This window comes from Paenibacillus sp. J22P277, from assembly GCF_059383675.1.
Genome location: NZ_JBXENS010000006.1, coordinates 735973 through 756845, shown reverse-complemented (window position 1 = coordinate 756845; position 20873 = coordinate 735973). Strand labels below are relative to the sequence as shown.

22 protein-coding genes are annotated in these 20873 nt (G+C 58.1%); 12 read left to right on the top strand and 10 right to left on the bottom strand.

The features are described 5' to 3' along the window. Positions 1-71: 71 nt before the first annotated feature. Both AC50YL_RS23965 and AC50YL_RS23960 read left to right on the top strand, forming a co-directional pair. Complete coding sequence (locus AC50YL_RS23965; protein ID WP_494835241.1) at positions 72-1304, top strand: MFS transporter; 1233 nt, start codon at positions 72-74, stop codon at positions 1302-1304. 89 nt (positions 1305-1393) lie between these two features. Next, positions 1394-2440, top strand: coding sequence for a Leu/Phe/Val dehydrogenase (locus tag AC50YL_RS23960; RefSeq protein ID WP_494835240.1), 1047 nt, complete (start codon positions 1394-1396; stop codon positions 2438-2440). A gap of 81 nt (positions 2441-2521) precedes the next feature. On the opposite strand, the gene AC50YL_RS23955 is transcribed toward AC50YL_RS23960, so the two are convergent. Further along, positions 2522-2722, bottom strand: coding sequence for a hypothetical protein (locus AC50YL_RS23955; RefSeq protein WP_494835239.1), 201 nt, complete (start codon positions 2720-2722; stop codon positions 2522-2524). A 119-nt stretch (positions 2723-2841) separates the two neighbouring features. Here AC50YL_RS23955 and AC50YL_RS23950 point away from each other — a divergent pair, with 119 nt between their 5' ends. Together AC50YL_RS23950 and AC50YL_RS23945 are read left to right on the top strand one after the other, a co-directional pair. Then, positions 2842-4665 (top strand): ABC transporter substrate-binding protein, encoded by a 1824-nt coding sequence (locus AC50YL_RS23950; protein WP_494835237.1) that lies wholly within the window; start codon positions 2842-2844, stop codon positions 4663-4665. Positions 4666-4710: 45 nt separating this feature from the next. Then, positions 4711-5271, top strand: a complete 561-nt coding sequence (locus AC50YL_RS23945) for a YfiT family bacillithiol transferase (protein ID WP_494835236.1) — start codon at positions 4711-4713, stop codon at positions 5269-5271. A 6-nt stretch (positions 5272-5277) separates the two neighbouring features. Here AC50YL_RS23945 and yfbR read toward each other — a convergent pair whose 3' ends face one another. Then, positions 5278-5871, bottom strand: coding sequence for a 5'-deoxynucleotidase (yfbR, locus tag AC50YL_RS23940; protein WP_494835235.1), 594 nt, complete (start codon positions 5869-5871; stop codon positions 5278-5280). Between the two features lie 161 nt (positions 5872-6032). Between yfbR and AC50YL_RS23935 the strand changes: the two genes are divergently transcribed. The 5 genes from AC50YL_RS23935 (at position 6033) to AC50YL_RS23915 (ending at position 12209) form a co-directional block, all read left to right on the top strand. After that, the gene (locus AC50YL_RS23935; RefSeq protein WP_494835234.1) at positions 6033-7577 is read left to right on the top strand and encodes a fumarate hydratase; all 1545 of its coding nucleotides are present in this window, start codon (positions 6033-6035) and stop codon (positions 7575-7577) included. A gap of 128 nt (positions 7578-7705) precedes the next feature. Then, positions 7706-8623: a bile acid:sodium symporter family protein gene (locus tag AC50YL_RS23930; protein ID WP_494835233.1), complete on the top strand. Its 918-nt coding sequence runs from the start codon at positions 7706-7708 to the stop codon at positions 8621-8623. A gap of 52 nt (positions 8624-8675) precedes the next feature. Next, positions 8676-10487: a two-component system histidine kinase PnpS gene (gene pnpS / locus AC50YL_RS23925; RefSeq protein WP_494835232.1), complete on the top strand. Its 1812-nt coding sequence runs from the start codon at positions 8676-8678 to the stop codon at positions 10485-10487. Positions 10488-10599: 112 nt separating this feature from the next. Next, the gene (locus AC50YL_RS23920; protein ID WP_161745885.1) at positions 10600-11319 is read left to right on the top strand and encodes a response regulator transcription factor; all 720 of its coding nucleotides are present in this window, start codon (positions 10600-10602) and stop codon (positions 11317-11319) included. A 125-nt stretch (positions 11320-11444) separates the two neighbouring features. Continuing rightward, positions 11445-12209: a sugar phosphate isomerase/epimerase family protein gene (locus AC50YL_RS23915; protein WP_494835231.1), complete on the top strand. Its 765-nt coding sequence runs from the start codon at positions 11445-11447 to the stop codon at positions 12207-12209. 32 nt (positions 12210-12241) lie between these two features. On the opposite strand, the gene AC50YL_RS23910 is transcribed toward AC50YL_RS23915, so the two are convergent. Next, the gene (locus AC50YL_RS23910) at positions 12242-13111 is read right to left on the bottom strand and encodes a helix-turn-helix domain-containing protein (RefSeq protein WP_494835229.1); all 870 of its coding nucleotides are present in this window, start codon (positions 13109-13111) and stop codon (positions 12242-12244) included. A gap of 176 nt (positions 13112-13287) precedes the next feature. Between AC50YL_RS23910 and AC50YL_RS23905 the strand changes: the two genes are divergently transcribed. After that, positions 13288-14367: a Gfo/Idh/MocA family protein gene (locus tag AC50YL_RS23905; RefSeq protein WP_494835227.1), complete on the top strand. Its 1080-nt coding sequence runs from the start codon at positions 13288-13290 to the stop codon at positions 14365-14367. Positions 14368-14590: 223 nt separating this feature from the next. On the opposite strand, the gene AC50YL_RS23900 is transcribed toward AC50YL_RS23905, so the two are convergent. After that, positions 14591-15130: an NAD(P)H-dependent oxidoreductase gene (locus AC50YL_RS23900; protein ID WP_494835225.1), complete on the bottom strand. Its 540-nt coding sequence runs from the start codon at positions 15128-15130 to the stop codon at positions 14591-14593. Between the two features lie 253 nt (positions 15131-15383). Here AC50YL_RS23900 and AC50YL_RS23895 point away from each other — a divergent pair, with 253 nt between their 5' ends. Further along, positions 15384-15731 (top strand): winged helix-turn-helix transcriptional regulator, encoded by a 348-nt coding sequence (locus tag AC50YL_RS23895; protein ID WP_494835223.1) that lies wholly within the window; start codon positions 15384-15386, stop codon positions 15729-15731. Positions 15732-15886: 155 nt separating this feature from the next. Here AC50YL_RS23895 and AC50YL_RS23890 read toward each other — a convergent pair whose 3' ends face one another. From AC50YL_RS23890 to AC50YL_RS23865, 6 genes are all read right to left on the bottom strand, one after another. Then, entirely contained in the window at positions 15887-16039 is a 153-nt protein-coding gene (locus tag AC50YL_RS23890; RefSeq protein ID WP_494835221.1) for a DUF6254 family protein, read from the bottom strand. Between the two features lie 146 nt (positions 16040-16185). Next, positions 16186-16293: a cytochrome bd oxidase small subunit CydS family protein gene (cydS, locus tag AC50YL_RS23885; RefSeq protein ID WP_494835304.1), complete on the bottom strand. Its 108-nt coding sequence runs from the start codon at positions 16291-16293 to the stop codon at positions 16186-16188. A gap of 23 nt (positions 16294-16316) precedes the next feature. Continuing rightward, the gene (locus AC50YL_RS23880) at positions 16317-17342 is read right to left on the bottom strand and encodes a cytochrome d ubiquinol oxidase subunit II (protein ID WP_494835219.1); all 1026 of its coding nucleotides are present in this window, start codon (positions 17340-17342) and stop codon (positions 16317-16319) included. After that, positions 17339-18694 (bottom strand): cytochrome ubiquinol oxidase subunit I, encoded by a 1356-nt coding sequence (locus AC50YL_RS23875; RefSeq protein ID WP_494835217.1) that lies wholly within the window; start codon positions 18692-18694, stop codon positions 17339-17341. The genes AC50YL_RS23880 and AC50YL_RS23875 overlap by 4 nt, the downstream gene beginning before the upstream one ends. A 55-nt stretch (positions 18695-18749) precedes the next feature. Next, complete coding sequence (locus AC50YL_RS23870; RefSeq protein WP_494835215.1) at positions 18750-18878, bottom strand: hypothetical protein; 129 nt, start codon at positions 18876-18878, stop codon at positions 18750-18752. A gap of 515 nt (positions 18879-19393) precedes the next feature. After that, the gene (locus AC50YL_RS23865; protein ID WP_494835213.1) at positions 19394-19882 is read right to left on the bottom strand and encodes a MerR family transcriptional regulator; all 489 of its coding nucleotides are present in this window, start codon (positions 19880-19882) and stop codon (positions 19394-19396) included. A gap of 18 nt (positions 19883-19900) precedes the next feature. Here AC50YL_RS23865 and AC50YL_RS23860 point away from each other — a divergent pair, with 18 nt between their 5' ends. Further along, on the top strand, positions 19901-20785 hold the full coding sequence (locus AC50YL_RS23860) for an SDR family oxidoreductase (RefSeq protein ID WP_494835303.1): 885 nt from the start codon (positions 19901-19903) through the stop codon (positions 20783-20785). Positions 20786-20873: the final 88 nt, after the last annotated feature.

The window sequence follows — 20873 nt, the reverse complement described above, 5'->3', positions numbered from 1 at the left end:
CGATTGCCGGGCGTGAATTACAATGACACCAAGCCGATTGCGGCTAGGTGCGCGTAGGAGGACAAGAACGAATGAAAGCTGGAATCGGGCTGCGATGGAATGTCAGAAGACTAGGGGGGACCGTTCCGCCGGAAAGGCAGCTGGGGAAAGACGCGGTGACCGCTCTTCTGATTCATGGCTGCTTTCAGTTCGGAGCCTCCATGTCGGGGCTGTTTCTGAACTTGTACCTGTGGCGCCTGACGCAGGATCTGTACGTGAACGGGATTTACAATATTATCGTGTTTCTATTAACGCCGTTCGCTTTCGCGATCGGGGGCAAAATCACCAAGATGAAGGACCGCATGGTCACGTACCGGCTCGGCATCGTGACGATCGCGATCTTCTATCTGCTCGTCGTCATCGCGCGGGAGAACGTCGCGGCGTGGTTCATCCCGTTCGCCGTCTTCAACGGCATCGCGACGGGCTTCTACTGGACCGGCTACTTGGTGCTGATGTACGACGTGTCGACGGAGCAGAACCGCGTGCGCTTCCTGGCGGTGAACATGGTCGTCTTCAATTCGGCCGGACTTATCGGGCCGGCGCTTGCGGGTTTCATCATTCAGCTGAGCGGCGGATTGCAGGGCTATGTCTTCGTCTTTCTGTTCGCTTTCCTCATGTTCGTGGCGGCTTCCGTCATCAGCTTCCGCATTCCGAGGATCGTCTCCCACCACAAGGCGTATTATTTGAAGCTGATGGGGCTGGTCATGCGGCGCAACGCGCTTTGGGTGAAGGGGCTGCTGGCGTTTCTGGTGTTGGGGCTGTTTCAAGGCATCATGCTGTTCCTGCCCAATATCCTGCTCTTCCAAACCGTCGGCCGGGAGGACCTCGTCGGTTATTTGGGCGTGTTCTTCTCGGCGCTGACCGTCGGCACGGGCTACGTGATTTCGAGGCGGGTCGGCAAAGAGCCGGTGCGCAAATTCGTGCTGTACTCTTCAAGCGGCATCGTGCTCGGCTCCCTGTTCCTGCTCTATGACGTGTCGGCATGGACGGTGCTCGTGTTCATGATCGCGTTCTCCATCTGCAATCCGCTGGCGGTCAATACGTTGACTTCCTATTATTACGGGCTGATCGGCAAGCTGCCGCTCAAAGGACAGCTGAGAGTCGAATCGGTCGTCATGCGGGAAACGTTCCTGAATACGGGACGGGTCCTGTCTATCGGCTTGCTGCTGCTTCTATCCGGTGACTTGACGTCGATCTGGCTGCCGATCGTCCTGCTCGCGATGGCCGTCATCCAATTCGTGCTGTTCTGGTTGATTCGGGAATAACGGCAGTTGCTTGATCGCGTCCATGCCCATACATATTTGGCTTGCCGCCTTCATACTAATTAGTTCTCGGGATCAAGGGGGGCTGCGGCATGGACGTCTGGAAGGAAATGAAGCGTCTGCAGGTAGAACAGGTCGTGTTCTGCCAAGAGGAGCAAGCCGGGCTGCAGGCGGTGATCGCGATCCACAGCACGCGGCTCGGGCCGGCGCTCGGCGGCTGCCGTATGTGGACGTACGCCTCGGAAAACGACGCCGTCGCGGACGCCGTCCGGCTTGCGCGCGGCATGACATATAAAGCGGCCATTTTCGGCCTGCCTTACGGGGGCGGCAAAGCGGTCATCGTCGGCAATCCGTCGACCGACAAGAGCGAAGACAAATTCCGCGCCTTGGGCCGATTCATCGAGCGGCTGCAGGGCCGTTACATTACCGGCGTCGATCTGGGCACGACGGTGCGGGACATGGATTGGATCCGGCTGGAGACGCCCCATGTGACGGATACGACCGGGACGATCATGGCGGCAGGCGATTTCACGGCGGAAATGACGGCGTACGGCGTCTACCTGGGCATGAAGGCATCGGCTGATTTCCTGCTGGGCAGCGGGGATTTGAGCGGAAGGACCGTCGCGGTCCAAGGGCTCGGAAAGGTCGGGTTCCTGCTGTGCGGCATGCTGCGCGACGCGGGGGCGAACCTCGTCATCGCGGATATCGACAACGCTTTGGTGGAGAGAGCGGTGAAGGCCCACCATGCGAGAGCCGTTGCGCCTGACGCGATCTACGGGGAGAGCTGCGACATCTTCGCGCCGTGCGCGATCGGCGGCATCCTGAACGATGCTACGATCGCAAAGCTCAAATGCGCCATCGTGGCGGGCTCGGCGAACAATCAACTGCAGGAGGAAATCAGAAACGGCGAGGAGCTGGAGCAGCGGGGCATCCTCTATGCGCCGGATTACGTGGTGAACGCGGGGGGTCTCATCATCACCGCCTGCGAGCTGCAGGGCATGTCCGTTCCGGAGATGAAACGAAACGTGGACCGGATCTACGGGATGCTGTTGAAGGTATACCTTCATGCGAGGCAGGAGGCCGTGCCCACATGGCTCGCCGCGAACATGCTGGCTGAAGCGGAGCTGTCGAAGCCGTGACGGGAGGCAAGTGCAAGGCGGCTGCAACGGGTACGGTTGCGGGTTCGCGCGACCAAGATCGACAAGAGAAAAAGACGGCCGTCACTTCAACGAAGCGGCGAGCCGTCTTTCGGTTTGTTTCCGGCGCAAGAAGCGGAGCAAGCGGCCGAGTTTCGGACCGCGAGCGCTTCGCGCCGCTTCCTCTCCGTGCAGGTACCGCTCGTTGCGGAATGCGTTTTCCCTCTCGTTTTGCCGGTAACGGTACAATTTCTCCTCCGTGTACGTAACCAAATATCCATGCATGGCCGCTGCCCCCTCGATCGGTTCTGTCACTATTATGCGGTCGCGCAAAGGGGATAAAAAGAGTAGAATAAACCGTGCATACTTCCTCTTTTTTAGTACGGAACGGGAGGGTTGGCGGAATGATGCAGGCAATTCACGCGGAACGTTATCTTGATTTGGTTCGACGATTCGCCGATGGACAAGCCGCCGGCGTGCCGGTCGAAGTCACCCTGGACGAATTGGCGCAAGCGCTCTACTGCACGGCGAGGAACGCGAAGCTCATCCTTCATCGCATGGAAGAGGAAGGGTGGGTAGAGTGGCAGCCCGGACGGGGCAGAGGCAATCGGTCGCATCTGGTGTTTCGGATGGAGCCGGATGTCCTGCTGCTGGATATGGCCAAACAAACGGCCGGCCTAGGCAGCTATAAGCAAGCGTTCGAGCTTATTCATCGCCACGGCGGAGGAACGCCGGCCAAGGAGCGCTTCAATGAATGGCTGACGCAGCATTTCGGCTACCGGTCGGAAACGGAGGACGGCCGGCGGCACGTGGATATGCTGCGGCTGCCCGTGCACGTGCCGCTCGTCACCCTGGACCCGGCGGAGGTTTATTACGCGTTCGATGCCCACATGATCCGGCAGCTGTTCGACCGGCTGGTATCGTTCGACGCGGCCTCGGGGCAGGTTAAGCCCGCGCTGGCGCATGCCTGGGAATGCTCGCGCGACGCGACGGTATGGCAGTTTCATTTGCGCCGGGGCGCGTATTTTCACCACGGGCATGAGCTGACCGCGGACGACGTCGCATATACGCTGGAGCGGCTGCGGGAAGGCAAAGCGAACAGCTGGCTGCTGCGCAACGTCGACGTCATCGAAGTATCGGGGCCGCGGCTGCTGACGGTTACGCTCGCGAAGCCCAACCGGATCTTTCATCGTTTCCTATGCTCGACGGCCGCGTCCATTCTTCCCCGCGACCCGGTGCAGCGCGACCCGGAGCACTATTGGCGGCGCCCTTCTGGAACGGGGCCGTTCATGGTCAAGGAGCGGAACGAGGACCGGCTCGTGCTTGACGCAAATCCCGGCTACTACGGCGGCCGCGCGCATCTGGACGGGGTCGTGATCGCGCTCGTGCCGCCCGACCTGGGCCTCGATTCGCAGCAATGCTGGGAGAGGCTGGTGCTCGATCACGATGCCAAGGAACAGGGGCGCGAGAACGGTTGGCCGAAGCTGGAATCGCTGCTGCAGGGCTGCATGCTGATGACGTGGAACCGCAATAAACCGGGGCCGCAGCAATCGCAGTTATTCCGGAAGGCGGTCGATCTGCTGCTTGACCGTTCCTCGATGCTGAGCGAGCTCGGCGAGAACCGAATGTTCGCCGCGCGCAGCTTCAGGCCCGATGCGCATACCGCGCTGCGGCATGTCCGCAGCGACGGCGAGCAGGCGATGGCGTTGCTGCGGGACGCGGCATACGACGGCACGCCCTTCATGTTGTACACGCGCAGATGGCATGAACGCGACGCGCGGTGGATTCAGGCGCGCTGCGCGGAGTTTGGCGTGCGGGTGGAGGTTCGCGTGTTCGAAGGAAACGAATGCCGCGGCGAAGACGTGCTGGAGGCGGCCGATGCCATCCTGTACAGCCTCGTGTTCGCGGAAGACGAAGTGTGCGAGATCGAGACTTACGAGCAGCGGGGCAGTTTCATGAACGCGCATATGGAGCCGGCGCTCCTCGAATGGGCCAAAGGCCGGATCGATCTGGCCGTTGCCGCGGATACGCCCGAACAGCGGCGTTTCCTGCTCCAAGAGATGGAGGATAGACTGCGCGACGAGACGCAGGTGCTCTTCCTGCTTCATAAGAAAAGCAATACGTCGTATAAGCCCGAGCTGCGGGGCATTGCGCTCTCGCCGCTCGGATGGATCGATTTCAAGGACGTATGGGTGCAATCCGAGCCTGGAGATGCGGCGCAGGCATAGTGCTGCACGAAGGCCATGGGAGATAATCGAGGAGGCTGACGAACCATGAACGAGCAGACGAGGGCTAATCAAGCAACGAATCCGGAGCATCTCCGGTATCCGATCGGGCAGTTCGCCTGGAACGGGGAGATCCCGGGCGAACAGCGTCAGGCATGGATCGCGGAAATCGCGGCGCTGCCTGCTCTGCTGCGGGCAGCCGTGACCGGGATGCCGGAGGAGCAGCTGGATACGCCGTACCGGGACGGCGGTTGGACCGTTCGGCAGGTCGTCCATCACGTGCCGGACAGTCATATGAACAGTTATATCCGGTATAAGCTGGCGTTGACGGAGGACAAGCCGACGATTCGGCCGTATTACGAAGACCGCTGGGCGGAGCTAGCGGATTCGTCGGAGCCGACGGGAGTATCCTTGGCATTGCTCGATGCCCTGCACGAACGCTGGGTCAAGCTGCTCGGGAGCATGAGCGACGCGGATTATGCGCGAAGCTTCGTCCATCCGGAGTCCGGGGAGGAGATCCGGTTGGATTACAACCTCGGCGCTTACGCGTGGCATGGCAGGCATCATCTCGCCCAAATCACGGAACTCGCGAAGCGAAAAGGCTGGTGAGGCCGCCTACTCCGACAACTCGTCGAGCGTCTTGCTGAAGCTCGGCGCCATCTCGGTCAGGAACCAGTCGACCTCCGGCATGCCGAGGGCGGCGAGCTTGATTTCGGTCTGGCCTTTCGCCACCGCGAATTCGCGGTTGCCGGAGGAGAGCTCGGACAAGCATTTCATATACGCGTCAAGCAGGTCGGCCGCCTTCACCATTTTGCGCAGCTCGGCCTGTTCGTCGTTCGGCGCGGCATCGAGAATGAGCGGCTCGTAGACGTCCTGCAGCGGCTCCGGCACCATGCCGAGCAGCCGTTCGGCGGCCATGGCCTCGATCTCGCGGAAATTGGCGAGCATCTTCGGATTATGATGCTTGACCGGCGTCGGGATGTCGCCCGTGAATACCTCCGCGGCGTCGTGAAAGAGCGCCATCGACGCAGCCCGGTCGGCGTTCAGCGAGCGGCCGAACATGCGATTGCCGATCTCGCACAGCATGTGGGCGAGCAGCGCGACATGATAGGAATGCTCCGCGACCGTTTCGCGGTTCGTATTGCGCATGAGGCTCCAGCGTTCGATATAGCGAAGCCGGTACATATAGGCCATGAAATGGCTATCCATGATGGCGGGAATTCCTTTCCTGTCGGAATCGGGGCGGTCGCGGACCGCAATTGCAGTGTGCCCGCCAAGTTCCGATGTGGTATGATAGATTAGAGTCATTATAATATAGATTATATAGGGAAAGACGAATACCGACCAGAGAGAGGAGCCATATTGGACTCATGCAGCATTTTGAACAAAGCGTATATGAACTTATCGTAGAAACCTCTACTAACCTTCCTGGTGATGTCCGGAAGGTTATTCAAGCCGCGCGGGAAGCGGAGGACCGGGCGACGCGCGCCGGCCTGTCGCTCTCGACGATCGCGACGAACATCGAGATGGCGGAGACGAACGTCTCCCCGATCTGTCAGGATACCGGCATGCCGACGTTCGTCGTGCATACGCCAGTCGGCGCCAATCAGATCGTCATGAAGCAGCAGATCAAGAACGCCATCGCGCGCGCGACCAAAGACGGCAAGCTGCGCACGAACTCCGTCGACTCGTTGACGGGCGCCAACACCGGCGATAACCTCGGGCCCGGCACGCCGGTCATCCACTTCGAGCAATGGGAGAAGGACGACATCGACGTCCGCCTGATTCTGAAAGGCGGCGGCTGCGAGAACAAGAACATCCAATACAGCCTCCCGACGGACATTCCGGGTCTCGGCAAAGCCGGCCGCGATCTGGACGGCATTCGCAAATGCATCATGCATTCGGTGTACCAAGCGCAGGGGCAAGGCTGCAGCGCAGGATTCATCGGCGTCGGCATCGGCGGCGACCGGACGACGGGCTACGAGCTGGCGAAGCAGCAGCTGTTCCGCCACACCGACGACACGAATGCGATCCCCGAACTGCGGCAGTTGGAAGAATACGTCATGGAGAACGCCAATAAGCTCGGCATCGGCACGATGGGCTTCGGCGGCGAAGTGACGCTGCTCGGCTGCAAGGTCGGCGTCATGAACCGTCTGCCGGCCAGCTTCTTCGTCTCCGTCGCGTATAACTGCTGGGCTTACCGCCGCCAAGGCGTGCTGCTGAACGCGGAGAGCGGCGAGATCCAATCGTGGATCTATCCGAACGGATCCGACACGCCGATGAAGAACGGCTCGGCCGACGAAGCCGCGGAAGCCGTAACGGAGCGCGCCGAGCGCCGCGAGGTCGTGCTGAACACGCCGCTCAGCGAAGAAGACGTGCGCGGCTTGAAGGTCGGCGACATCGTCATCATCAACGGCGAGATGCACACGGGCCGCGACGCGATCCACCATCATCTGATGGATCATGACGCGCCGATCGATCTGAACGGCTCCGTCCTCTACCACTGCGGCCCGGTCATGCTGAAGGACGAAGCGGGCTGGCACGTGAAAGCGGCCGGACCGACGACGAGCATCCGCGAGGAGCCTTACCAAGGCGACATCATCAAGAAGTTCGGCATTCGCGCCGTTATCGGCAAAGGCGGCATGGGACCGAAGACGCTGGCCGCGCTGCAGGACCATGGCGCCGTTTACCTCAATGCCATCGGCGGAGCCGCGCAGTACTACGCGGAATGCTTCAAGAACGTCAACGGCGTGGACTTCATGGAATTCGGCATTCCGGAAGCGATGTGGCATCTCAAGACGGAGGGCTTCGCGGCCGTCGTCACGATGGATGCCCACGGCAACAGCCTGCATGCGGAAGTGGACAAGGATTCCTTCGCGAAGCTGGAGCAATTCAAAGCGCCCGTGTTCAAATAAACCGGCCGGGATCGGCAGCAGCCAAGCCAGCGGCTGCAATCCGCGCCGGTTAGAATAGAGAAGAAGGGATGTCTCACGCTCTTATGCGCAGCTTCGGACTCGCCTTTAACGCAAGGTTTGAACGATGGATGTTCCTTATTATCCCCGGATCCCTTGTCCTGGGATTCTTTTTTTCTCCATGGCTGGAACGCTTCGTGCCCGCCGTGCCGTACCTATTCGCCTATGTCACGCTGACGATGGCGATCGGCTGCGGGTTCGGGCAGCTGCGCGCGGTCGTTCGCCGGCCCGGCGTCCTGGTGCTGACGTTTCTGATCGCGCACGTGGTGTCGCCGTTGATCGCATACGGCATCGGAACGCTGTTCTTCGGGGCGGATTCGCCGTACGTCGTGGGATTCGTCCTGTTCACGATCATCCCGCTCGGCGTGTCCACCGTGCTCTGGGTCGGGATGTCCGGCGGCAGCATTCCGCTGATGCTGGCGATGGTCGTGATCGATTCGGCGCTTAGTCCGTTCGTCGTGCCGGGCGGCATTCATCTGCTCTTCCATCAGGCGGTCAAGACGGATACGTGGCAGATGATCCGCGATCTGCTGCTGATCATCGTGATCCCGACGACCATCGGGGTGACGCTGTACGCGCTCTCCAAAGGCCGGATCCAGGAGGCCGTGAAGCCGGTCGCGGCCCCGGTCTCGAAGCTGTGCTTCGTCCTCGTCGTCCTGCTGAACGCGGCCGCCATCGCGCCTTACGCGGAGAAGCTCGGCGGCGACCTGCTGCGCCTCGTGCCGCTTTCCCTGGCGATGGTCGGCATCTGCTATGCGGTCGGCTACTTCGGCACGATGTTCTACCGCAACCGCGAGGTGCAGGTGACGGTGTCGTACGCGACGGGAATGCGGAACATCTCGCTCGGCATCGTGCTGGCCATGGGTTATTTCAGCCCGCTGACGGCCGTCCCGGTCGTGCTCTCCATTCTGATTCAGCAGCCGCTGGCCACGCTGCATCATTATGTTTTACAAAAGCTTCATAAAACTTCGGCTGGCGTTGAAGGCTAAGTGGAAGTACGATGGGGGATGTAGGAGACAGCCTTGGGAGTTGAGACGGAAAATGAACAGTTTTCGCGTGCGGCTGACGCTGATTCTGATCGCCATGATCGGACTCGCGGTACTGGCCGCAGGATTATTTATGGGCAAGACTTATCGGGATAACCATCTGGAAGCCCTTCAGGACAACATGATCCGCGAGATGAGACTCATCCTCGACGACATGGACTTGAAGCAGGGCGATCCGGACGATTTGTACGCATACTATACGAGTGCAGCGAAGCATCTGAAGGTGATCACGGATTCGAGGGTAACGTTCATCCGCGCCGACGGTCTCGTGCTCGGCGATTCCGATCACGATCCGAAGACGATGGACAACCACTCGACGCGGAAGGAAGTCATCGAAGCGAAGAAGGACGGCGTGGGCCATACGACGCGCTACAGCGACACGATCAAGGAGAATCTGCTGTACGTGGCGATGCTCGATCATCCGGAAGATCCGAATTCGGATATTATCCGCCTGTCGCTGAGCTTGAAGAAGGCGGACGAGAGCGTCCAGCGGATCTGGACGGCGCTTCTGGCCGGGCTGCTCATCCTGTTCGTCCTAGCGGCGTTGATCAGCTACCGGGTCGCCCGCGGTTTGACCCGTCCGCTCGAGCAGATTACGCGGGTATCGAAGCGGATCAAGAATCTCGATTACAAGGCCCGGGTGGACGTGAAGAACCACGACGAAATCGGCGAGCTCGGCATGGCGATCAACGCGATGGCGGACAGCTTGCAGGTGCAGATGACGCGCATCCACCAGAATGAGCGGCAGCTCGGAAGCGTGCTCGACAATATGATCAACGGCGTCGTCATGATCGACGCCAGCGGCACGATCGTGCTCCTGAACCGGATGGCGGAGGAAGTGCTTGGCTTCTCCGCGCTTGACCTGGTCGGCCATCACTATGCGTCCGCGAAGCAGCAATACGAGCTGTCGCAGATTATTCAGGAAGCGTTGGATTGCCGCGAGCATCTGCGCGACGAGGTGACGTTTTATTTTCCGGAGGAGCGGCTGCTTGATCTCAACCTGGTGCCGATCTTCGAGGATAACGATGAATTCGGCGGCGTGCTGCTCGTGCTGCAGGACGTTACGGCGATCAGAAGGCTCGAGCGGATGCGGAGCGAATTCGTCGCGAACGTGTCGCACGAGCTGAAGACGCCGGTGACCGCCGTGAAGGGCTTCGCCGAGACTTTGCTCGGCGGCGCGGTCGACGATCCCGAGACGGCCCGGTCCTTCCTGCAAATCATCTACGACGAGAGCGACAGGCTGAACCGCCTCATCGGCGATATCCTGGAATTGTCCAAAATCGAATCGCGCCGGGTGCCGCTGCAATTCTCGCCCGTCGAGCTGTCTTCCTTCGTCAACAAGACGATCGAGCTAATGAGCGCGGAGGCGGTCCGCAAGCAGATCCGCGTCTCTGCAACGGTCGAGGAAGGCCTCTACGTGGAGGCGGACGAAGACAGATTGCGTCAAATCGTCATGAATCTGCTGGCGAACGGCATCGCCTATACGACGGATGGCGGCAACGTCTCGATCGTCGTCGAGCCGGTGCATGATCCGAACCTGTCGCTGGACGAACACGGCCAGGAGAACTACGAGCATATCCGCATTCACATTACCGATACCGGCATGGGCATTCCGAAGAAGGATTTGCCGCGCATCTTCGAGCGGTTCTACCGCGTCGACAAAGCCAGGTCCCGCAGCTCCGGCGGAACGGGGCTTGGCCTGTCCATCGTCAAACATTTGGTTGAATTGCATAAAGGCACGATTACCGTCGATAGCAGAGTCGGCGTGGGTTCCACCTTCACGATCGAGCTTCCCGTACTCCAGTAACGGGGAGCCCGGACGCCGAGGGACTTACCCTTTGCTTGAAACAATGATATGATAGTGTAAAAGAACGTGAAAACCGTGTTGGATTAAGCAACATGGCAGCCGGGGGGTCAACATGACACAAAAAGTGTTGGTCATTGAGGACGAGCCGACATTAGCAAGATTGCTTTCGTACAACCTGTCTCAAGAAGGCTACGATACAACCGTGATCGATCATGGTGCGGAAGGCTTGCAAGTCGCGTTGCAGCGCTCGTTCGATCTTATTATTTTGGATATCATGCTGCCCGGAATGAACGGGTTTGAAATTTTATCCCGCTTGCGTCAGAACGGAAATCGTACGCCCGTTATCGTGCTCACGGCGCGCAATGCCGAAGAGGAAGTCGTGCAGGGCTTGAAGCGCGGCGCGGACGATTACATGACAAAGCCGTTCGGCGTCGCGGAGCTGCTGGCCCGCGTCTCCGCGGTCCTTCGCAGGACCAATCAGGACGACAGCAAACTAACGGAGTCGACGGATAAAGTCATTACGGCCGGCGATCTCTCGATTTATCCGGAGCGTTACGAGGTGATCCTGAACGGCGAGACGGTACCGCTTCGCCCGAAGGAATTCGAAGTGCTGCTGTATCTCGTACAGCGCCCGGGAATGGTCATCACCCGCGACGATCTGATGAACGTCGTGTGGGGCTTCGATTACATCGGCGGCCAGCGTACGGTCGACGTGCACGTCAGCTCGCTGCGCAAGAAGCTGGAGCTCGGCCAGCAATCGGTCGAGATCGAATCCATTCGCGGCGTCGGCTACAAGCTCGTAATGCCCAAAAAACTCGGATCATCGAATTGATGATGCGGGTTTTTTTTTATGCTTATTTGCCGGTATATAATGGAAGGGACGATTAAGGTAAGTGTTCATTCCGGCGCCAAAAAGTGGTACAGTCGATATGTACATACTCATGGAGGTGTTTGGACATGATTTCCTATGGATGGTGCAGAGGGATCGAAGATGCCGGATTGTTGGCAGGATTGAATTACGACTATATCGAATGCGCGGTCGTATCGCTCCAATTGGAGAACGCCGCGGCACATCGGGAAGCGCTGCAGGCGTATTTGGAAAGTCCGCTTCCTGTAAGCGTGTTCAACGTGTTTTTCCCGGGCGAGCTGAAGCTTGTCGGACCCGAGAGCGATAGTGACCGCACGAGACGGTACGTGCATTCGGCGGCGGAAGCGTTGCACCGGATCGGAGCCAAGACGGTCGTGCTGGGGAGCGGACGATCCAGGAGCTTGCCGGATGGCTGGGAGCGGGCAAGGGGCGAGGAGCAGCTGCTTCGCGCGCTGGAGTGGATCGCGGAGGACTTCAAGGGCGCTGGATTGACGCTCGCCATCGAGCCGCTGAACGCGAAGGAAAGCAACATCATTACCAGCGTGGACGAGGCGGTCTCGTATGCCAAGCAGATCAACCATCCGGCGATCCGGGTACTGGCGGACTTCTATCACATGGACGAGGAGAACGAAGCGCTGGATACGCTCTTGCGCAACAAGGAGTGGCTGGCGCATATCCATGTGGCGGATACGGGCCGCCTGTCGCCCGGAACGGGGGCTTATCCGTACGAGGAATTCGCCGCCCGGCTGAAGGCTGCCGGGTACGAGGGAACGATCTCGGCGGAATGCACGGTGCATGAACCGGAGCGCGAGCTGGAAGCGAGTCTTGCCTTCATGAAGCGGATGTTCGGATAAGGCTTGCCGGTCGGACTGCCGGCGGGGAGCGTTCAAGCCCGGTTCCACTCCAGCATTTTCTTCTGAAACTGCTTGGGGGAGCAATCGTTGTACTTCTTGAACATCTTGTAGAAATGCGCCATGTTCGGCATGCCGATGCGGTCGCCGACTTCCGAGATGCTGAGGTCCTTCGTGAGCAGGATGCGCTCCGCCCACTTGATCTTGCGGTAATTGACGTATTCGGTGAAGGAAAGCCCGATCGCCTTCTTGAAAAATTTCACGAAATAATAGTAGCTCATGTTCGCCATCTTGGATACGTCTTCCACTTGAATGCGGTCGGTCAGATGCTCTTCGACGTAGTCGAGCACGCCTCGCAAGCGGGCGCGGTCGAAGTCTTCATGATCCGCGAGCACGCGCCGGGAATCGTTGCGGATGAGCAGCAGCAGCAGCTTCTTGATCAGCATGCTGACCGCGAGCTCGTAGCCGTTTTGCTTGGAGGTGACCTCCTTGAGGATTTCGGTGATGCACGCCGCGGCATCGATCCGGGCCTCTTCGTTCTCCTGGAAGATGTAATTGGCCCGGCTGAGCGGATTTTTCGTTTCGGAGAAGAAGCGCATATAGGGCATGGAGCTTTGGTCGATAAACTGCTCCAGATCGAACTGCAGGACGATGTAATCGACCGGATTGCTGACGCTGCGGTCCCGGTGGAGCTGTCTCGAGCCGATCAGGGCGACGTCGCCGATTCCGAGGCGGACGGCTTCTTCCTCCATATTTACGTCAAGCTCGCCGCTTAGGACAAGCAGGAGCTCGATCTCGCGATGATAGTGCCAATTGATGAACAAGTCGTTGTTGCGCTGGGATTGAAACACTTTGATTGACAATAGAGGGTTTTCATAAACGACCTTCTCATTGTAAAATTCCACGGTACCATCCCTTCGACAGCAAAATCACATAAAAGCAGGCCATTAAAGCGCCTATATTTTTGAATGGGCCATGCACTATACTGTATCTAGCATGCGTCACTATGCATCCATTGCGGTGCCATGAGCGCGCGTACTACAAATTATATCATTTCCCGACTTATGGAGGTAGAAATTTAATGGCAAAGGCTCGCGTAGGTATTATCGGCTGCGGCGGTATCGCCAACGGCAAACATCTTCCTAGCTTGGCGCAAGTGAAAGAAGCCGAAATCGTGGCATTCTGCGATATCATCGTCGAGAAAGCGGAAGAAGCGAAAGCGAAATACGGCAATGAAGAATCGAAAGTATACGCTGACTATAAAGAACTGCTGAAAGACGCTTCCATCGACGTCATTCACGTATGTACGCCAAACGACTCCCATGCCGTCATCTCGATCGACGCGCTGGAAGCCGGCAAACACGTGCTTTGCGAGAAGCCGATGGCTAAAACGGCCGCCGACGCCCGCAAAATGCTCGAAGTCGCTAAACGCACCGGCAAAAAGCTCAGCATCGGCTACAACAACCGTTACCGTGCTGACAGCCGTTACCTGAAACAAGCCGTCGAAGCCGGCGAGCTGGGCGAAGTTTACTTCGCGAAAGCGCACGCGATCCGTCGTCGCGCCGTTCCGACATGGGGCGTATTCCTGGACGAAGAAAAACAAGGCGGCGGCCCGTTGATCGATATCGGCACGCATGCGCTTGACCTCGTTCTGTGGACGATGGACAACTACAAGCCGAAAGTCGTGCTTGGCCGCACTTACCACAAGCTGTCGCAAACGGAAAACGCCGCGAACGCATGGGGCCCATGGGATCCGGCGAAATTCACGGTCGAAGATTCCGCGTTCGCGATGATCACGATGGAAAACGGCGCGACCGTTATCCTCGAGTCCAGCTGGGCGCTGAACTCCCTTGACATCGACGAGGCGAAAGTATCCCTGAGCGGCACGAAAGCCGGCGCCGACATGAAAAACGGCCTTCGCATCAACGGCGAAGAAAACAGCCGTCTGTACGTCAAGAACGTCGAGCTGAACAGCGGCGGCGTTGCTTTCTACGAAGGCGCAAGCGAAACGGCCGAAGTGCTGGAAGCCGCATGGTGGATCGATGCCGTGCTGAACGACAAAGAAACGTTCGTGAAACCGGAGCAAGCGCTCGTCGTTTCCGAAATTCTTGAAGCGATCTACGAGTCTTCCCGTACGGGCAAAGCGGTTTACTTCGAATAAGATCGGTTAATGAAAGTATCGAAAGCCCAAGGCGTTTTGCGCCTTGGGCTTTTTTTGCGTGTATACAGCCGCGAAAATTGCCGCTGGCCGACGTCACACGGGACGATATAGCCGATTCGTTCGGGGGCTGCAACGTACGCGGCAAGACGATTCTCCGGCTTCGCTCGACGGGCTTGTCTATCTGTTCGGGGTAATATGCGCCGGTGCTGCTGTCCGCGATCGGTCAGTGGGCGAGTGCCGCCATGGGAAGCTGGATATGGGCCGCGTAACGCTTCGCTTCGCTCGCAAGCTCATTCTCCGAGCTCGCGGTCGCATTGTAGACCACGAAGCCCGGGAGGTAGGTGCCCCCGCATCGGACGAGGGTCTGCTCGATCGGTCGCAACAGCTCGCTGACCGTGAAGCGGTTCATGCCGCCCGGACGATACGCGTTCTCCGTGCCGCCCGCGGTCGCGGCGAGCATGAATTCCTTGCCTTGCAGGCGGTCGCCTCCGGGGCCGTAAGCCCAGCCGAACGTCAGCACGTCCTCGAACCATTTGTTCATCAGCGGCGGACAGCTATACCAATACAGGGGAAACTGGAACACGATGCGATCGTAGCGGAGCAGCGCGCGGCGTTCTTGCTCTCCGTCGATGTTCCAATCCGGGTACGCCTCGTAAAGGTCGCGGCAATCGATGTTCGCTTGGTTCGTCAATTCAAAGGAGAGGGCGCGGTTGGCCCGGGATTGCTCCGGACGGGGATGCGCCGAGATGACCAATAGGTTCATAATGGGACTTCCTTTCTCGGTTATCGGTAATCTCGCGAGTTACCACTCCATTATCGAGCACTTTCCCGCGGTTGCAAAGTACGCTCTTTATGCGTACTTAGTCTTGTTCGCCGTACTGAAGGCGTCGCTTGGCGGCGGAGGATAGTACGGAAAACCATACTAAGTATGCTGAAACGTCGTACTGTGAAAATTCCGGGTACTCTGGTAAAGTAGCGGTCAGGGAACTTTAATGGAATCGGGAGCGTGAAGGATCATGGAGGGTATTCGGGTACCGGGTTCGACGATGGGCGTCGTCGCGACGCTGCAATCGATCGGAGGCAAATGGAAGCCGCTGATCTTGTTCATCCTGCTGCGCGAAGGCACGAAACGGTTCGGCGAGCTGAGGCGTCAGCTTCCGAACGTTACGCAAGGCATGTTGACGAGTCAGCTTCGCGAGTTGGAGCGGGACGGGCTAATCGTGCGGCGGGTGTATCAGGAAGTTCCGCCCAAGGTCGAATATTCCCTGTCCGAACACGGCAGCACCTTGCAGACGGTATTGAGCGAGATGTGCGCATGGGGGTATGCGCATCTTGAATATATCGGGCATAAGCAAGCGGATTAGCTGCGGTGGATCAAGAGCAAGCATTTATCTGAACAGGAGCTTGCGACAACGACAAGAATAGCCTGCTCTCTCGTAAGGCAAAGAGGGCAGGCTATTCTTGTTGCGTTAAAGGCAAAATGAATGTGAGCGCAACACGCTAAACAGCCGAGGCTCGCTTAGTCGCCGTCCGTTCGGGCATTCACGTAGCCCGCGACGCCGGAGGACGATTCGTCCGATAGCTCGGCGAGCGACTTGACCTCGCCATGCGGTTTCCGGTTCTGCTTGCGGCTCTTCCACGCGTTCTCGCGGCGGTTCTGGGATGACGTCATTATCGCGCATGCTCCTTCGGGTGCTATAAGTCCGCGCAGCCCGCGGCGTAGTCGCTGCGGATATCCGCGGCGTGCTGCCGCGACTGTCCGCAAGATGACGCTGCGTTTTCAGCGGCTTGCCTTAGTGTGCGCAGCGTCGCGCTTTCTCATGACGGACGCTTCGTTCTCGGCTTGCGCGAGCCCCACCAGAACAGAATGCCGACCGACAGGACCAGAACCAGAAACGGCGCGACGAAAATCAGGAATTTCTCGATCATGGCAATCTCCTCCGAAATCGTTATTTTCCGCGTTTGCCCTGCACGTATTTCGTATCGAACAGGAACAGCCGCATCAGCAGGTAGAGCGACGGAATGAGCAGCAGCAGACCGAGAATGAACACCGAGATGAGCGCGATCGCCATCGGTTCGCTGGTGAAATTATCGTGAATCGTCAGGTAAGGGTAAAGCACGTACGGCATGTGGCCCGCGCCGTAGCCGAAGAAGGCGAATCCGAACTGCAGCACGACGAAAACGAAGGCGATGCCGAGCCGCTTGCGCGTCCAGACGCGGTACACCGCGACCAGGAAGCAGGCGAAGGACAGCACGAACAGCCAGGCGTAATGCTCCATCCGCTCGAAATGGACCGGGTTATGGTTGCGGATTGCGAAGAAGACGAGCAGGCTGCACAAAATCGTCGGGCCGCTCCAGGCGAGCGCGTATTTGCGTACGACCTCGAAGGCGCCGCGGTCCTGGGCGCGGTCGGCGTAGTAGCTCAGGAACATCGCCGAGATGTAGAGCACGCTGACGATCGCGAGCAGCACGACCGTCCAGGAATACGTCGAGGAAAACAGCTTGGCATACAGGAACGTGACTTTGCCGGTGCTGCTCTCTTGGATGTAGCCGCCCTCCGAGATCGTCATGACCGTGGAGAGCGAGGCCGGGATGAGCAGGCCGCTGGCGCCGTAGAGCAGCATGTAGAAGCGGTTGTTCTTGTTGGTGCCGTACGTATTGAACGCGTAATAGGAACCGCGGATCGCGAGCAGGACGATCGCCACGCTGCCCGGCACGAGCAGGGCGGTGCCGTAGTAATAAGCCGTATCCGGGAAGAAGCCGACGATCCCGACGAAGAAGAAGACGAGGAAGACGTTGGTGACCTCCCACACGGGCGACAGATAACGCTCGATGATGTTATTGATCAGATGACGCTTGCCGGTGACCGAGCTGTAGTAGCTGAAGAAACCGGCGCCGAAATCGACGGAAGCGACGATCAGATAGCCGAACAGAAATAGCCAAAGCACGGTAATGCCGAGTACTTCGTAGCTCATAGACCGTCGCCTCCTTTAAAGCCTTTTGCCGCGATCTCGTCTTCCGCCCGGTTGCTGCGGAACATGCGGATCAGCACGGTGACCGCCGAGACGCCGAGCACGAGGTAAAGCAGGGCGAAGACGACCAGCATCGTATCGACGTGCTCCGAGGCCGTCGCGCCCTCCGAGGTGCGCATGATGCCGCGCAGCAGCCAAGGCTGGCGGCCGATCTCCGAGAAGATCCAGCCGTGCTCGATCGTCGCCATGGCAAGCGGCGCCGCGAGAATGATGCCGCGGAGCATCCATTTGTTGCTGTATGCGGCGTCCCGCTTGCGGTACAGGAGCACCATGAATGCCCCGGCGACGAGTACCATAAGCGCTACGAAGCCCATTTTCAGATCGAAGAGATAATGAATGAAGAGCGGCGGGTGTTCATCCTCCGGAATGTCGTTCAAGCCCTTTACTTCCGCATTGGGCAGGCCATGGGCGAGAATACTAAGCGCAAACGGGATTTTGAGCCCGTATTTGATCTCGTTGTCGTCCGTCAGCACGCCGCCGAGCACAAGCGGAGCTTGCGTCGACGTATCAAAATGCCATTCCATCGCGGCGAGCTTCTCCGGTTGGTATTTGGCCAAATATTTGCCCGACAGGTCGCCGATGACGGCGCTGGCGATGATGAAGACGAACGCGGACATCATGGTCAGCTTGAGCGCTTTCTTGTAGTAGACGTGATTGCGGCCTTTCAATAACGACCAGGCGGCGATCGCCGCGAGCACGAAGGCGCAGGTCACGTAAGCGGTGACGAGCACATGCGAGACCTTCGTTGGCATGGCCGGGCTCAGCATCGCGCCGAACGGAGAGATATCGACGATCTTCCCGTCCTTCACCGACACGCCGGCCGGCGCGTTCATGAAGGCGTTGACGATGGTGATGAAGCAGGCCGAGGCGGACGAGCCGATGACGACCGGAATGAGCAGCAGGAGATGCGTCGTTTTTTTCTTGAACCGTTCCCAGGTGTATAGATAAATGCCGAGGAAGATCGCCTCGAAGAAGAAGGCGAACGTCTCCATGAACAGCGGCAGGGCGATCGACTGTCCCGCGACGCGCATGAAGGTCGGCCAGAGCAGGCTGAGCTGCAGGCCGATGGCCGTGCCCGTCACGACGCCGACGGCGACCGTGATGACGAAGCCGCGCGCCCAGCGGCGCGCCATGAGCAGATAATGATCGTCGTTGCGCTTGATGCCGATCCACTCCGCGAGCGCGATCATCAGTGGCACGCCGACGCCGATGGTGGCGAATATGATATGGAAAGCAAGCGTAAGTCCCGTGAGCATCCGGCTGTACATGACCGGATCGTAACCGCTTAGCAGCATCGTTGATTCCTCCCAAAACTTGGTATTCTATTAAACGTTTGCAGGACCTTGCTCCTCATTCGAACAAATAGCGGGACAAGGACAGCATCATGATGACGGCTACGATGATACATAACAAAATGAGACGTTTCTCCTGCTTGGCGACGCGATTGTTGTCCTTCCCGGAACGCTGTTCTCGGGCCATAAGCGGGTCCCTTCTTTCGGTTTGAAATTGGTGGTTACTGGTAACGTTAACCTGTATAGGGTTATTATAAACGATCGTTGTGATTATTTTCACAATATTTGTGACGGTGATTTGAATTTTGTGATTATTTTCACAAAGGTGTCAAAATCGTTGACAATGCGTAGTGGATTCTAATTAAGTCAGTACTGCTAATGCGCAATCGTGACATATATCGCATGTAGAGCTTTAGCGGTTATTGTTCGAGGAAGGCACATCCGTGACTGGTATCATTTAGGTGGGAATGCTGCGATAATCAGCGTGTTGGCGTACCAAACTTTGTCGTCTGCATTCGAATAATAGTCGGCTGCGCGCGGCTCTTTAATAAAGGAATCATGTCGAGGTTCAGGTCAAGCGCGTTCACGATCAACGGGATGCCTTGGGCCGCAAGATAGACTAATAGAACAAATGACAAAGGAGCTGTCGCTGCAGCTCCTTTGTCATTTGTTTGGACTTGCTCCTTAGACGTATCGACTTGCTCAGATGTCCTTCATTGGGTTCTTTTGCAGCTTATCCGATTCCTCTAGATTTTTGAAAAAAACGATTTTGTCATCGACTTTCTCCAGCGTTTTTTCAAGTTCCTTCATTTGATCGATAACCTTAATGCGATACGTTTCCATGAATTCTCGTCGAGTTGTTATCGGGGAGACTTGACTATCGTTCAAGGCGAAAAATTCCTGCATCTCCCGAATGGGCATCCCCATCGCTCGAAAGTAACTTAACACCTGAAACCATACGATATCGGATTGCGAATACTTACGGTATCCATTTTCGTCCCGTTCTATACCCTCGATTAATCCGATTTGCTCATAGTATCGTAAGGTATGGATGCTTAGTCCCGTCTTTTCAGACACCTGTTTGCTTGAGAAATTGTTTTCCATAATCTTTATAATACCATCGATTCGAACGGTATTGCTATCGAGTGCACGCGATACTTTATCCTTACGCCTGTAAGCAATCATATTCATTTTTAGGAGGACTTCATGATGCGAATTTTTGTTACAGGAGCTACGGGCTTCATCGGTTCCGCCGTCGTCCGCGAACTTATCGATGCAGGGCATCGGGTTGTAGGTCTTGCCCGCTCAGACAAGTCTGCTGCAGCATTGACAGCGGCGGGAGCGGACCTGCATCGCGGCACCCTTGACGATCTCGACAGTCTGCGCAGCGGCGCAGCTACAGCGGACGGCGTCATTCACCTCGCCTTCATTCACGACTTCTCGGACTTTGCGGCTGCCGCCGAGACCGACAGGCTGGCGATCGAGGCGATCGGAGAAGCGCTTGAGGGTTCCGGCAAACCATTCGTGGTCACCTCCGGGACGCTTACGCTCGCACCGGGACGCCTTGGTACGGAAGAGGACGCGGCGATGCCGACTGCGCACCGGCGCTCCGAAGAGGCGGCGATGGTATTGGTTAAGCGCGGGGTGCGAGCATCAATCGTCCGTCTCTCGCCATCCGTGCACGGACCGAGCGATTACGGCTTCATCCCGACCTTGATCGACATCGCTCGCGCCAAAGGCGTCTCCGCCTACATCGGCGACGGATCCAACCGGTGGCCGGCCGTGCATCGCCTCGATGCGGCGCGCCTCTTCCGTATGGCGGTGGAAGGCGCGCCTGCCGGCTCACGGCTGCACGCGGTCGGCGATGAGGGTGTGCCGCTCCGTGATATCGCTGACGTCATCGGTCGCCACCTGAACCTGCCGGTGGTCAGTATTTCCCATGAAGCAGCAGCCGATCACTTCGGCCGGATTTCCTTCGCCGCATCTGTCGACAATCCGACTTCAAGCGCGCTGACTCAGGAACGCTTGGGCTGGCGGCCTGAGCACGCTTCACTGATCTCGGACCTTGAACAGGGTCACTATTTCAAAGACTGAACGCCTGCGATTGATGGACTTGTTCGCGCACATTTACGACCGGCCCTGTCCTTTAAATCAAAGGGCCTGCGATTCTTTCGTCATTCTG